14 protein-coding genes, 1 tRNA gene and 1 other RNA gene are annotated in these 13,410 nt (G+C 65.0%); 8 read left to right on the top strand and 8 right to left on the bottom strand.

Annotation, left to right across the window (positions count from 1 at the left end; translation table 11 throughout):
- Positions 1–56: 56 nt before the first annotated feature.
- From IEX24_RS01540 to ffs, 3 genes are all read right to left on the bottom strand, one after another.
- Complete coding sequence (locus tag IEX24_RS01540; RefSeq protein WP_188672589.1) at positions 57–1,262, bottom strand: acetate/propionate family kinase; 1,206 nt, start codon at positions 1,260–1,262, stop codon at positions 57–59.
- Complete coding sequence (pta, locus tag IEX24_RS01535) at positions 1,259–3,487, bottom strand: phosphate acetyltransferase (protein WP_188672586.1); 2,229 nt, start codon at positions 3,485–3,487, stop codon at positions 1,259–1,261. Before pta ends, IEX24_RS01540 begins: the two co-directional genes overlap by 4 nt.
- A gap of 345 nt (positions 3,488–3,832) precedes the next feature.
- Positions 3,833–3,929: signal recognition particle sRNA small type (gene ffs / locus IEX24_RS01530), an RNA gene on the bottom strand.
- Positions 3,930–4,023: 94 nt separating this feature from the next.
- Between ffs and IEX24_RS01525 the strand changes: the two genes are divergently transcribed.
- The 5 genes from IEX24_RS01525 to IEX24_RS01505 all read left to right on the top strand — a co-directional run bounded on the left by IEX24_RS01525 (position 4,024) and on the right by IEX24_RS01505 (position 5,703).
- Entirely contained in the window at positions 4,024–4,677 is a 654-nt protein-coding gene (locus IEX24_RS01525; RefSeq protein ID WP_188672583.1) for an SDR family oxidoreductase, read from the top strand.
- Between the two features lie 73 nt (positions 4,678–4,750).
- Positions 4,751–4,835 (top strand) — tRNA-Ser (locus IEX24_RS01520).
- Positions 4,836–4,846: 11 nt separating this feature from the next.
- A complete protein-coding gene (locus tag IEX24_RS01515) occupies positions 4,847–5,005 on the top strand; it encodes a hypothetical protein (RefSeq protein WP_188672580.1) in 159 nt (52 codons plus the stop codon).
- A gap of 60 nt (positions 5,006–5,065) precedes the next feature.
- Positions 5,066–5,344 carry a DUF3800 domain-containing protein gene (locus IEX24_RS19970; protein WP_188672577.1) on the top strand — a complete coding sequence of 93 codons (279 nt, stop codon included), beginning with the start codon at positions 5,066–5,068 and terminating at the stop codon, positions 5,342–5,344.
- Positions 5,263–5,703 (top strand): DUF3800 domain-containing protein, encoded by a 441-nt coding sequence (locus IEX24_RS01505; protein ID WP_464832101.1) that lies wholly within the window; start codon positions 5,263–5,265, stop codon positions 5,701–5,703. The genes IEX24_RS19970 and IEX24_RS01505 overlap by 82 nt, the downstream gene beginning before the upstream one ends.
- 176 nt (positions 5,704–5,879) lie before the next feature.
- Here IEX24_RS01505 and IEX24_RS01500 read toward each other — a convergent pair whose 3' ends face one another.
- Both IEX24_RS01500 and IEX24_RS01495 read right to left on the bottom strand, forming a co-directional pair.
- A complete protein-coding gene (locus IEX24_RS01500; protein WP_188672562.1) occupies positions 5,880–6,203 on the bottom strand; it encodes a hypothetical protein in 324 nt (107 codons plus the stop codon).
- Between the two features lie 176 nt (positions 6,204–6,379).
- On the bottom strand, positions 6,380–6,583 hold the full coding sequence (locus tag IEX24_RS01495; protein ID WP_188672559.1) for a hypothetical protein: 204 nt from the start codon (positions 6,581–6,583) through the stop codon (positions 6,380–6,382).
- A 20-nt stretch (positions 6,584–6,603) separates the two neighbouring features.
- Here IEX24_RS01495 and IEX24_RS01490 point away from each other — a divergent pair, with 20 nt between their 5' ends.
- Together IEX24_RS01490 and IEX24_RS01485 are read left to right on the top strand one after the other, a co-directional pair.
- Positions 6,604–7,440, top strand: a complete 837-nt coding sequence (locus IEX24_RS01490) for a potassium channel family protein (RefSeq protein WP_188672556.1) — start codon at positions 6,604–6,606, stop codon at positions 7,438–7,440.
- Positions 7,441–7,570: 130 nt separating this feature from the next.
- Positions 7,571–8,224: a hypothetical protein gene (locus IEX24_RS01485; RefSeq protein WP_188672553.1), complete on the top strand. Its 654-nt coding sequence runs from the start codon at positions 7,571–7,573 to the stop codon at positions 8,222–8,224.
- 107 nt (positions 8,225–8,331) lie between these two features.
- Here IEX24_RS01485 and IEX24_RS01480 read toward each other — a convergent pair whose 3' ends face one another.
- The 3 genes from IEX24_RS01480 to IEX24_RS01470 all read right to left on the bottom strand — a co-directional run bounded on the left by IEX24_RS01480 (position 8,332) and on the right by IEX24_RS01470 (position 11,877).
- Positions 8,332–9,606, bottom strand: a complete 1,275-nt coding sequence (locus IEX24_RS01480) for a saccharopine dehydrogenase family protein (RefSeq protein WP_188672551.1) — start codon at positions 9,604–9,606, stop codon at positions 8,332–8,334.
- Between the two features lie 35 nt (positions 9,607–9,641).
- On the bottom strand, positions 9,642–10,349 hold the full coding sequence (locus tag IEX24_RS01475; protein ID WP_188672548.1) for a phosphatase PAP2 family protein: 708 nt from the start codon (positions 10,347–10,349) through the stop codon (positions 9,642–9,644).
- A 172-nt stretch (positions 10,350–10,521) separates the two neighbouring features.
- Positions 10,522–11,877, bottom strand: a complete 1,356-nt coding sequence (locus IEX24_RS01470; RefSeq protein WP_188672545.1) for an ROK family protein — start codon at positions 11,875–11,877, stop codon at positions 10,522–10,524.
- Positions 11,878–12,123: 246 nt separating this feature from the next.
- On the opposite strand from IEX24_RS01470, the gene xylA reads away from it, so the two are divergent.
- On the top strand, positions 12,124–13,314 hold the full coding sequence (gene xylA, locus IEX24_RS01465) for a xylose isomerase (RefSeq protein ID WP_188672542.1): 1,191 nt from the start codon (positions 12,124–12,126) through the stop codon (positions 13,312–13,314).
- The last annotated feature ends 96 nt before the right edge of the window (positions 13,315–13,410 follow it).

Below are 13,410 nucleotides of genomic sequence, written 5' to 3'. Positions count from 1 at the left end.
CTCAGCGCCGACATCTCCGCGCCGACGTCTCCGCGCCGACGTCTCCGCCGGAATTCTCAGATCACCGTCAGACACTGCCTCGCGATCTCGAGTTCTTCGTTCGTCGGAACGACCAGCACCGCCACCGGCGAGCCTTCGGGCGAGATACGCCGCGCTCCCCCGCCACGAACAGAATTCAGCTCGGCGTCGACGCTGATTCCGAGGCCCTCGAGGCCGGCGAGCGCTCCGGCCCGCACGACGTCGCTGTTTTCGCCCACACCAGCGGTAAAGACGATTGCATCGACGCCGCCGAGTTCGGCCATGTACGCGCCCACGTAGTGCTTGATGCGATGAAGGTACACGTCGAGAGCGACCCGCGCCGCCTCGTCGCCGTCGTTCGCCGCAGACACCACATCACGCATGTCGCCTCGGCCACTCAGCCCGAGGAGACCACTTTTGCGGTTCAGCAATTCGTCGAGCTCGTCGAAACCAAGGTTCGCCTTGCGGTGGAGATGAATGAGTACGGCAGGGTCGATATCGCCCGATCGTGTTCCCATCACCAGACCCTCCAGCGGTGTGAGGCCCATCGACGTGTCGATCGACTTTCCGCCGGCTACTGCGCAGGCAGAAGCACCGTTGCCAAGATGCAGCACGATGATCTTCAACTCCTCGACGGGTTGCCCGAGAAATTCAGCTGCCGCCCCGGAGACGTATTTGTGCGAGGTGCCATGAAAGCCGTACCGGCGCACCCGGTATTTATCGGCCAGGTCGGCATCAATGGCATAACTGTAGGCAGCGGGTGAAAGTGTGGAGTGAAAGGCCGTGTCGAACACTGCAACCTGCGGTATCGACGGAAACGCCTGCTGCGCGGCATTGATGCCTTCGAGGTTCGCCGGATTGTGCAGCGGAGCCAACTCAGAAAGGTCTTCGATGTTGATCTTCACCAGATCGGTGACCACGGTCGGCCCGAAGAACCGCTTACCGCCGTGCACCACTCGGTGCCCGATTGCGATGGGCGGATCGTTCTTCATCGACGGCCCGTGCTTCTCGAAAGCGTCGATCATCACCCTGAAGGCCTCGGCGTGGTCGGCGATGGGGCTCTCGCTGCTGAACGACTCGGGCGACTGACCATCGACCGTCACCGTGTGTTTCGATGACCCCGCCGACCCGCCATCCCCGATGCGTTCGATCAGCCCATTCGCCAGAACCGACTCGGTGGTCATCTCGACCAGCTGATATTTCAGCGACGATGAGCCGCTATTGACCACCAGCACGGTGCTCATGCGAGCACCTCCCGCTCTGCGGAGCCTTGCGTTTCAACCACCGCTGCCGCGACATCTCCGGTCGCGGCCTGAATCGCGGTGATGGCAATCGTGTTCACAATGTCTTGCACAAGGGCTCCTCGAGACAGATCGTTGATGGGTTTATTGAGCCCCTGCAGAACCGGGCCCACCGCGATGGCTCCCGCACTTCGCTGAACAGCCTTGTAGGTGTTGTTACCGGTGTTCAGGTCGGGAAAGATGAACACGGTCGCTCGGCCGGCGACCTGCGACTCAGGCATCTTCGCTGCCGCTACTGCGGCGTCTGCCGCCGCATCGTACTGAATGGGGCCTTCAACCAAGAGGGCGGGTCGACGCGAACGCACGAGAGCAGTCGCCTCACGCACCTTCTCGACATCTGCACCCGCGCCCGACTCCCCCGTCGAGTACGACAGCATGGCCACACGCGGATCGATGCCGAACTGCACCGCCGTTTCCGACGACGAGATCGCGATGTCGGCCAGCTGCTCAGACGTGGGGTCGGGAATGACGGCGCAGTCGCCATAAACCAGCACCCGGTCGGCGAGCGCCATCAAGAACACACTCGACACCACCGACACCTCGGGCCGCGTCTTGATGATCTCGAACGCGGGCCGAATGGTGTGTGCCGTGGTGTGGGCTGCGCCTGAAACCATGCCGTCGGCAAGGCCGAGCTGCACCATCATCGTGCCGAAATACGACACGTCAGAGACGGTGTCGCGTGCCATGTCGAGCGTGATTCCGCGGTGCGAGCGGATGCGCGCGTATTCCTCAGCGAAACGCTCCCGCAGCTCGGGGTCGAACGGGCTGACGATGGCGGCCGCGTCGAGGTCGACCCCGAGACTCATAGCGCGGGAACGAACCTCGTCTTCTTCACCCAGAATGGTGAGCCGCGCTATGCCCCGAGTGAGCACTGTCGCCGCAGCACGAAGCACCCGATCATCCGACCCCTCGGGCAAAACGATGTGCTTCTTCACTGAACGCGCACGATCGATGAGGCCGTATTCGAACATCAGCGGGGTGACCACGACCGAAGAACTCACATCGAGCAGTTCGAGCAGCTTCGCGCCGTCGACGTATTGTTCGAAAAGCGACAGTGCGCTGTCGTATTTGCGCTGCGAGTCGGCGGCCAGCCGGCCGCGGGTTCCGGTGATACGTACTGCCGTGTCGTAGGTGCCGAGCGGCGTGCTGATGATGGGCAGGGTGGGATTGAGGCCGTCGATCAGCCGCTCGATGGGTTCGGGTAGGTCGAACCCTCCGTTCAAGATGATGCCCGAGATGTTGGGGAAGGTCGCCGCCGCGTTAGCCATGAGAACCGCGAGCAACACTTCGGTGCGGTCGCCCGGAATGACCACCACCATGCCGTCGGTGATGCGCTGAAGCACGTTCACCATCGACATGCCCGCCACCAGAACGCCGAGCGCTTCGCGGCCGAGCAGGCGGGGGTCGCCCTTGATCATGGTGCCGTTCGTCGATTCGACGAGGTTGGCCATGCTCGGCGCAACGAGTAGGCGGTCTTCGGGAATCGACCAGATAGGTATGCGCGACCGGCGCTTCTTGCCGCCCGTCGTTGCGACGACCGCCGGCGCCGCCAACCCGGCGAGCGCATCGCCCGCTGCACGACCAATAGCATCGCGAATCTTCTCGAGGTTTTCGGGGTCTGAACGGTTCGCCACGATGCCGAGCAGGGTCGCGTGCGCGGCTTTCAGCTCTACGAGCGCCAGTTCGGTGATGTGTCGCATGTCGTCGGGGCTGCGAGCTTCGGAGTGCCCGAGCATCTCGGTGGAGCCCTGGCCCGCTCGGCCGCCGAGCACAAGCAGAACGGGGGCACCGAGGTTGGCCGCGATACGCGCGTTGAAGGTGAGTTCGGTAGGGCTGCCGACGTCGGTGTAGTCGGAGCCGAGAATCACTACGGAATCGCAGAGCCGCTCTACCTCCTTGTAGCGTTCGACGATGCGCGACAGTGCCGCATCGGGGTCGGCGTGTACATCATCGTACGAGACGCCGATGACCTGCTCGTAGCTGAGGTCGATGCTGTCGTGGGCGAGCAGCATTTCGAGAACGTAGTCGCGCTCAGACACCGAGCGTGCTATGGGGCGGAACACCCCGACGCGCCCGACGCTGCGCCCGAGAATGTCGAGCACCCCGAGCGCAATCGTCGATTTGCCCGAATGCCCTTCGGCTGAGGTGATGTAGATGCTGCGGGCCACGCGACTCCTTCGAACGTCGGCGAGACGGTTTCTCGTTCGCCTGTTCCAGACTATGGAGTCAGCGCTCCCTCCGCACGGCGCACCCCGAATCTGTGCACTACCTCACGCTTCGCGCCCCTGTGGAGAACTCTTCCGCCGCCACAGCCCGACGCCCCACCACCACACCACTGCCGCCCGCCCGCGGCGCTGCTCGGCCGAACTGAGACCATTACTTCCAATGGAGCCCGTTACACCTGGCTGAATTGCGCGTACCAGGCTCACCAAACGCGAGGGCCGGAGCAGCGCCCGGCCGGCGCAAGGAGCACCGTGCCACAGCGGGCCGGAGAGGCGCCGGCCTCGCAAAATAGAGGAGACTCCCCGCGCACCCGCCAGAGCCCGGTTACCCTTGCTGCATTTCTGCCCTGGGGGAGTTGGCCTGGATGGCGCCACGCGGGGAGCCGACACCAAGTTTAGCGTCTCAAACGCCCACGCGCGACGCACCCGCGAATCTGCCCGCCCGAGTTGGCTTCCGCGCCCCACAGCGCTTGTATTGAGCTATGAGAATCGCCATCGCCGGAGGCCACGGAGCCATTGCCCTACACATCGAACGCCAACTGTCAGCAGCGGGTCACGAGGCGATTGCGATCGTCCGCAACCCCGAACATGCCAGCGATGTGCTGGCGGCCGGCGGCATCCCCGTCATCATCGACCTTGAAAAAGTGGATGCCCGCACCCTAGCCCTCGACCTGCAAGGCATCGACGCCGTCGTTTTCGCGGCTGGTGCCGGGCCGAACTCGTCGGCTGAGCGTAAGTACACCGTCGATCGTGACGGCGCAATTCTGCTGGCTGACGCGGCGGATCTTGCGGGCATCCGCCGCTACGTACTCATCTCGTCGATGGGCGCCGACTCGTTCGACCCCGACTCTGACGACGTGTTTCAGATCTACCTGCGAGCGAAGTCGGAGGCCGACGCGAACGTGCGTCAACGCGATTTCGACTACACGATCATCCGCCCCGGTGCACTGACGAACGACCCGCCCACCGGCGAGGTCGAGCTCGCCGAGTCGACCGGCCGCGGCACCATTGCCCGGGCCGATGTGGCCGCGCTCGTGGTAGCCGCCCTCGTCGATGGCATCGCCCTCAACGCTCAGTTCGAGGCGATCTCGGGCGACACCCCCATTCCAGACGCGCTCGCCGCTGTGCGCTACTAGCGCGCGGCCGTGTGTGCCCGCATGCCGTAGGATGCTCTTTGGCCGTTTCTGCTCCCACAGAAGCAGCTCGCCAGGAGGATTCGCCTAGTGGCCTATGGCGCACGCTTGGAAAGCGTGTTGAGTGAAAGCTCTCGGGGGTTCGAATCCCCCATCCTCCGCTCCAGCTCGAGTGACGCGCCACCCCCCGAGCATCGAAGCCCTGACCGAGCGCCTGCCCACCACCATCCAGGCAATCAGGGAGTACTTCTCCACCGGCCGCATCTCAGACGACCTCTTCCGCGACACAGCGCGCCTCATCCTCGCCTCCGCCCAACCAATACCACCGTGATGGGCGACCGGCAGCGCGTCTGAATGCATCAACCACACCGGAATCCATCAAGATAGAGGAATGCTCGCATTCATCGACGACTCCGGAGACCCCGGCTTCAAGGTCGCCCAGGGTTCGTCACCTTTTCTGGTCATGGCAGCGTGCGTTTTCACCGACAACCTCGAAATCGAGCGCACGGCAGCGAGCATCGCCGATTCAAGAACGCGCTTGGCTGGTCTGATCGCTCTGAGTTTCACTTCACGAAATGCAGCCGCGATATCAGAGTCGGTTTTCTCAACGCGATCGGTCAGCACCAGTTCTTCATCCGCGCCATCGTCATCGAAAAGCCTGCGCTGGTGAGCACTCACCTCCGTGAGCGGCCAGCTGAAATGCACAACTACGCGATCAGGTCGCTTCTCACCCACACCCACGGAACCATCGCCGACGCCAAGATCAAGATCGACGGCAACGATACCAAAACGTTCAGGCTGCAGAATGCAGCGTATTTTCGCCGGGTGGTCAATGACGAATGCCCTGGCACTATCCGTGAAATCTCGACAGCAGACTCGAGCAAGAACGTCATGATTCAGCTAGCCGACATGGTGGTCGGCGCGATCCATCGCTCGTACAAACCCGATAAAAACGATTGCCGCCTCTACAGGGCGCTTCTGGCTAAACGACTCAACGACCGCCGGAGTTCGGTCTGGGAGTTCAAGTGAGGGGGCGACCCGTTGTCTTAGCCTATTTGTGAGGCACGCACACACCATACGGAGACTATTCAGACAACGGGTCTCGGTAGACACAGCTTAACACAACTCGATTCGGTGCGTGACATTTTGTCAGCATTCACCCTGCGCGAGCCCGCGGTATGCGGCACCAGAACAGAGCGCGGCCGTCAGACCACGACGGAGTCGACGATGCTCACGTGTTGCGCTGCGGCGCGCGTCGGCACGCCCGCGAAGGCTTCGGCACGAGCATCCGACGCCATGTAGGCCGCGTCGATCTGCTCGAACGCCGCCCGGTCGCCGGGAGCGCTCACCGCCCACACGAACTCGTTCGTCTCACGCACGGCATAGGCGAACTCGATGGTGAAACCCAAGGCTGTTCGCGCAGCGACGAGCCGCGCCTGCCACCACTCGACGAAGGCGTCGAGTTCACCGGCGACGATCTCGTAGCGCCGAAATTGAACTGTTTTGGTGGGCGCAGTCGCGTCGCTCATCTGATCCTCCATCGGCCGCGGGCGGGCGCATCCCACCGGGCACTATCGAATGTACACACCGAATGGATGCCCGGCAGAGCCCACCCCGCTAGACAGCGCCCCGGCGCCAGCACACGCGCCGGCCTGCCCTGCTCAGCGCTCACGCTCAGCCCAAACCAAACCAAACCAAACCAAGCTCAGCCCAGCTCACGCTCGGTGATCGTGTCGGTGTGCAGCGCAATCCACACCTCGGCGGCGTGGCGGTCGGCCAGCTCTTTGAGCACTTTGCCGTTAGGGCTCTCGACGATGAAGGGCCGATCACCGTGCCCGTGCTCTTCGCGAATATTCGCAACGTGAACGTCGCCGATCCATATTTCGTCGGAATTTCTAGATTCGGCCATAAACCCACAATACTCATTGCATGAGCACCGAGCGCGGCCGAGACACGCGCACCACCCAAGAGCGCTGGCGCGCCGCAACCCAGTGGCCGCTGAACATCGCCGCGGTGCTCTTTCTGCTCGCCTACTCGTTCAAAGTCATCCTGAACGATAGAGACTTCGTCGCAACCGTTTCGTACACGGTGATGATCATCGTCTGGGCAGCGTTCTTGGTCAACTACGTGGTCAACGTGATTCTGGCCGGCGACCATCGCCGAACCTGGATTCGCACGAACTGGTACCAGATTCCCATCACGCTCCTTCCCGCGCTCGAGCCGCTGCGCCTCTTGCGCCTCGTGCAGCTCACCGACCTCTTACCCAGCAAAACCGCGGGCAACAGGCTGCGCAGCAGAGTCGGCCTTTACGTGTTCTCCACGCTCATTCTGGCCATCTACGTGGGTGCATTGGGGGTACTGGATGCCGAGCAGAACGCCTCGGGCGCGAACATCCGCACTCTGGGTGACGCCCTGTGGTGGGCTGTCGTCACCGTGACAACGGTGGGCTACGGAGACTTCGTACCCGTGACCCCTCAGGGTCGCTTCGTGGCGGCGGCACTCATGCTGAGCGGAGTCGCCCTGATCGGCACCATCACCGGCACCCTGGCGTCGTTTCTGAGCGAGAAGACGCGCGCGGGTGACGCGAGCCGCGTGGCGGCGAGCCAGAAGCAGGTCGACGAGCTGGGGCAGCAGCTCGCGTCGCTCGAGAAGCTGCTGAACGACCGCACGGCGGCTGAGCGCGCCTATGTGAAGCGAGCGCACCCCGAGGCGCAGCCACCGGCCACGACCGCGCAGCCGCCCGCCGACACCGACGCTGACGCCTGAGCGGGCGAGACTGCGTCCCCCTTAAGGCGGCCTATACAGCGCGGCTTTCGTACGCAATGCTTGTTTTCACTGCCTCGCAGGGCAGTCGGGGGGCGCCGATACGCTCCGGGGGGTGAAATTGGAATCAGTAGTGGCACGAACAACAGGTACGTCACCGGTTACAGTGCGATCGGGCGGCCAAGCGCCGCGGCGCACTCTTCGACCGAGCCGCCACCTGTTCGTGCAGTCGCGCATCGTCGCCGCCGCACTCACGCTTCCGGTTTTCGCTGCCATGCTCTGGTTCGCGATTCCCCGCGGCACCTGGATTCGCGTGCTGATCGCCATGGCCATGATCGCGGCCATCTACGGCGGCGCCGTCTACCTGCTCTCCCGGGTGCGCATCGACATCGAACCCGACGGGCTCATCGAGAACGGTTTCTTCGCGCACGACCGCAGAATCGCCGCCAAGCGAATCGCGAGCGCCGTCTTCATTCCCGTCTACCGGGGCCAGTCACTCGAAACCACTCCGCAGTTGTTCCTGCTCGATGCGTCGGGCGAATTGCTGGTGCGCATGCGCGGGCAGTACTGGAGCACCGCCGACATCAACGCCGTCGCTTCGGCGTTCGGCGCGCCCGTGCGCACGGTCGACGAACCGCTCACCCGAGCGCAGTTGCGCGTCGACTACGTCGACCACCTGTACTGGTTCGAGCGCTGGCCGTGGGTGCGGGTAGCGTGCCTCGTCGGCGGAATCGCCGCGCTATCGCTGGTGCTGATCGTTCTACTGTCGTCGACGACGGTCGACTAGCCGGGGGCTGCTGCCGCGTCGGGGTGCGGATGCCCGTGCGGGCGTAACCCCGGGTCGAGTTGCCATCGCGGCGGCCGCAACGAAGGGCCGGGCATCCACTACCCGCGTCAGACCGCGCGGTCTTCGAGGCCCCAGGCTTGGCCGTAACCGCCCTCGTCGACGGGCAGCGCCATCAGCTCGAGAAAGGGCAGGGCGTCGAAGGCCTCGGGGCCGAGAACTCCGCTGCCGCCCCAGACGCCGAGCGAGAGCAACTCGAGCGCGATCACGGGGTTCAGCGCGGTCTGCCACACCACGCATTGCGATTCGTACTCTGCCATGGTCCACTCGTTGTCGGCCACATGGTAGAGGTATACCTCGCGCGGGTAGCCGTCGATTCCGGTGCCGGTGACCCAGAGGCCCGCGCAGGTTTTGCCGGTCATCCGCGGCCCCAAAGTAGCCGGGTCGGGCAGGCCTGCTGCGACGACGTCGCGCGGGGCGACCTGTACGGGGCCGTTCGCCGAACGCACGGTGAGCGGGGCGGTTTTGTCGAGCCCGAGCTGGTGCAGTGTCTTCAGAATTCCGATGAATTCGTTGCCGAGCCCGTACTTGAAGGTGACGCGCTTGGCGTCGACCCAGCGCGGCATCAGCAGCACTTCTTCGTGCTCGACGTTGACGCATTCGACGGGGCCGATGCCACCCGGAAAGTCGAAGACCTCGGGCTCGCTGAACGGCGGCGTGGTGAACCAGCCGCGCTCTTTCTCCCAGATCACGGGAGGGTTGAGGCACTCTTCGATGGTCGTCCAAATAGAGAACGAGGGGGCGAAGATCTCGTTGCCGTCGTCGTCTGTCACCACGAGGTTGGCGCCGTCACGAGTGCCGAGCTCATCGATCTCGCTGAAGAGATGGTCGGCGGCGTACCGCGCGAACACATCGGAGAGGCCCGGCTCGACGCCCATGCCCACGAGGGCGAGCGTGCCCTTCTGCTCCCAGTCTGCGGCTTGCGCGAACTGGTCGTCGCCGAGCTTGATGCCGGTTTCGCTGTGCGGGTCGGTCGCGTGCGGCTCCGAGAGGCTCATCGCCATGTCGAGGTAGTTCGCATCGGCCGCGAGGGCGCCGGCGAAGATGGTCTGCACGAATTTCGGCTCGACGGCGTTCATCACATAATCGGCTCCGTGGCGGCGCGCGACCTCTTCGACACTCGCCGGGTCTGAGGCGTCGATGCGGTCGGCCACGAACTTCGCGGCGATCTCGGGGGTGTGCCGGGCGGCGATCCACGCCACCGTGCGTTCGGCCCGTGCGAGGTCGTAATCGGTCACGATGATCTGCTCGTAGAACGCCCGCCGCGCGGCGATCTTCGCAATCGAGTCGCCCACGCCGCCGGCACCCACCAAAAGAATCTTCATGGCCCGAGGGTATCGCGAACCGCTCCCCTCTAGCGTCAGCGGGCGGCTCCGGATGCTCGGCGGCGGCCCAGAGCGAACGGGTGCGGCCGCGCCCGCTCCTCGAAGAGCTTCGCGGCGAACGGAGCCCACACGATGACGGCCACGCCCGCCCCGATCAGCAGCCCAGCGAACGTATCGGTGAGCCAGTGCGCGCCCAGGTACGTGCGGCTCAGGAGCATCAGCACCACGTATGCCGCGCCCACCGCCCACACCCACACGCGCGGAAAGATGATCGCGAGGCACACCGCGATGGTCGCGGCGTTCGCCGTGTGCCCGCTCGGAAACGATCCGAAGTCGGCCGTCACGAGAATCTCGCTGGGCCGGGCGCGGCCGAACGTCGCCTTGAGCAGTTGCACGAGCCCCGCGCTCAGCACCGACGCCACGAGAAAGTAGAGGGCGGCCCACCGCCGCCGAAAGAGCAGCAGCGCCACGATAATGGCGATGGGCACCACGAAGACCCCCACGATTCCGCCGCCGAGATAGTTCATGAAGAGCGAGGGCAGCGTCCAGACCGGCGAGCGGTGCTCGATGATCTCGTTCATCCAGTCGGTGTCGATCTCGGTGGGGGCGCCGTTGTCGCGCAGGGCGATGAACAGCCCCACCACGGCGGCAAGCAGCACCGCAACCACCCCCGAGATGAGCGGCCAGAACCGGTGAACGCGCCGCGCTGCAACGGGGTCGGTGAGGGGGCCAGGAGCGGTCATCCATCGACCCTACGTGTTCGCGCCGGACGTTCGCCCGGCAGTTAGGTCGGAGCTGACGGTCTATGGTCGCAATACGTCGACATAACGCGTCAGTTCCGACGTAACTACCCGGCCCTGACCGACGCAAGACGCACGACCGACCGTCAGCACCGCACGCGCGCGTTGTGCCGATTCAGAACGCGGTACCAGCGGGGTCGGCGAGCAGGTCGCTGAACGCGAGCTCGGCGGCACCGATCGTCAGCAGCCGCGAGCGCAACTGCGCGCGCTCGATGCGCACCGACTCGCCCAGCGACCCCAGGGTCAGCTCGGCCACCGCGGCGCGCAACCGCTCGGGGTTCGCCTCGTACAGCGACCCGAGAAACCCGCCTAGCACGAACGATTCCGGATTGAACACGCTGATGAAGTTGCCGATCGCCACCGCCAACACGTCGAGCTGCCGGTCGACTTCCCGCTGCACCTCCGGCGCAAGTCGCCCGCCAAAGCCGCCCGCCGTCACGCCATCCCCAGCCGCTTGTGAAGCGACCGCGCGACCAGCGACGCCCGGCGAAGCTACCGAACCATCCGCTCGCCCGTCCGCATCCACATTGGTCACAGCGACAGCCGAGCCCGCCCGCGAACCACCGCCCGGCACGAGCAGCGCATCGAGCTCATCGAGCCCCAGCGCGCTCTGCCCGAGCGCCGCGAGCAGCCGCCCCAGGTTCACCTCGGTTTCGAGGCAGCCCACCTTGCCGCAGTGGCACCGGATGCCCGCACTGTTCACGAGCGTATGACCCAGCTCCCCGGCGAAACCTTGCGCCCCGCGCAGCATCGAGCCGCCCACCAGCACTCCCCCGCCGATGCCGCTCGCGCTGCCGTTGAGGTACACCAGATCGTTCACTCCGCGCCCGCTGCCGAACAGGCTCTCGGCAACCGTCGCCAGCCCGGCATCGTTCGCCGCCCTCGCCGCGTACCCGAGCGCGGCAGCCATCGGCTCCGCCACCGCCTCATCACGCCAGCCGAGGTGCGGCGCCAGCAGAACCGTTCCGTCGTCAGAGTTCACCAGCCCCGGAATCGCAATCCCCACCCCCACGACCCGAAACCGCGCGTCGAGCTCACTGCGCATGCCGGCCACCACCGCCGACACCACGTTCACGGCCTCGCGAACGGTCGGCACCGAGGCCGTCTCGAACCGAATCCGCTTGTGCAGCACCGCCCCGAGCCCCACCACGCCGATGGTGATGGCGTCGACATCGGGGTTCACTGTCACCGCGACGATTTTCTCGTTCGCGTGCACCAGAGGGCTCGGCCGCCCCACCAGCCCCGAATCTTCGGGCTCGGTCTCATACGCGAGCCCGAGCTCACCGAGCTCCGTGACGAGCGCGCCGATGGTCGAGCGGTTCAGCCCCGACCGCCGTGTCAGCTGAGCCCGGGTTTGCGCGCCGCCGTGGTGCAGCATGGTGAGAATCGTCGAGAGGTTGTGGCGCCTGGTCTGGTCGTTGCTGTTGCCGACGCCGGCGCTCAGGGGTCGGGATGCCCGGGTCAGCGTCATCGCGCACCCTCCTGTTCACGGCATCCTGAGCGGGCCGAAGCACCACGCTCAACTTTGTTGACCCCTCAAACTTATACCGCGATACCCGCCCGAGCCAACGCGTGCGGCAGCGCCCCGACACGCGCGAACTCGCAGATTGCCTTTGACAGGAGCCGGGCATCCGGAATATGTTGGGAGAGGTAACTATTTACGCCTTACCCACTCGACGACCTGTATCACCAACGATGCTGACTGGAGCACTACGGCATGTCTCTCACGCCCACTCGCGACGATAAATTCTCTTTCGGACTCTGGACCATCGGCTACAACGGCGCCGACCCGTTCGGTGGGCCGACCCGGGCTCCGCTCGACGTGGTCGAGGCCGTCACGAAGCTCAGCGAGCTCGGCGCCTACGGCCTGACGTTTCACGACGACGACCTCTTCGCGTTCGGCTCGACCGACACCGAGCGCCAGAACCAGATCGACCGCCTGAAGGGCGCGCTCGCCGACACCGGCCTGATCATTCCGATGATCACCACGAACCTATTCAGCGCTCCGGTGTTCAAAGACGGCGGATTCACCTCGAACGACCGCGCCGTGCGCCGGTTTGCGCTGCGCAAGGTTCTGCGCAACATCGACCTGGCCGCCGAGCTGGGCGCGAAGACCTTCGTGATGTGGGGCGGCCGCGAGGGTGCCGAGTATGACGCGGCGAAAGACATTAGGTCAGCGCTCGAGCGTTACCGCGAAGCCGTGAACCTGCTGGGCGACTACGTCACCGACAAGGGCTACGACATCCGTTTCGCCATCGAGCCGAAGCCGAACGAACCCCGCGGCGACATTCTGCTGCCGACCGTCGGGCACGCGATGGCCTTCATCCAGACCCTCGAGCGGCCCGAACTTGTCGGCGTGAACCCCGAGGTCGGGCACGAGCAGATGGCCGGGCTGAACTTCGCGTCGGGCATCGCCCAGGCGCTCTACCAGGGCAAGCTCTACCACATCGACCTCAACGGCCAGCGCGGAATCAAGTACGACCAAGACCTCGTGTTCGGCCACGGCGACCTCTACAACGCCTTCGCGCTGGTCGACCTGCTCGAGAACGGATCGCCCGACGGCGGGCCCACCTACGACGGCCCCCGCCACTTCGACTACAAGCCGAGCCGCACCGAAGACATCACGGGCGTCTGGGATTCGGCTGCCGCGAACATGCGCACCTACCTCCTGCTGAAAGAGCGCACCGCGGCCTTCCGTGCAGACCCCGAGGTTCAGGATGCCCTGCAGTTCTCGAAGGTGAACGAACTCGCCGAGCCCACCCTCGCCGCGGGTGAATCGTACGCCGAGCTGCTCGCCGACCGCAGTGCCTACGAAGACTTCGACGCCTCCCCCTACTTCGACGGCAAGGGCTTCGGCTTCGTGCGCCTGCAGCAGCTCGCGCTCGAGCACCTCACGGGCGCGAGCTAACCCGCGCCCCCTCCCCGCCCGCCCCCATCGATCACGAATTCCGCCCTAAGATCGCCGTTATGGGGCGGAATTCGTGATCCATGTGCAACAAGGTTA

It is taken from the genome of Subtercola lobariae (genome assembly GCF_014640255.1).
Classification (GTDB): Bacteria; Actinomycetota; Actinomycetes; order Actinomycetales; family Microbacteriaceae; genus Subtercola; species Subtercola lobariae.
This window is presented reverse-complemented; position numbering and strand designations above follow the sequence as displayed.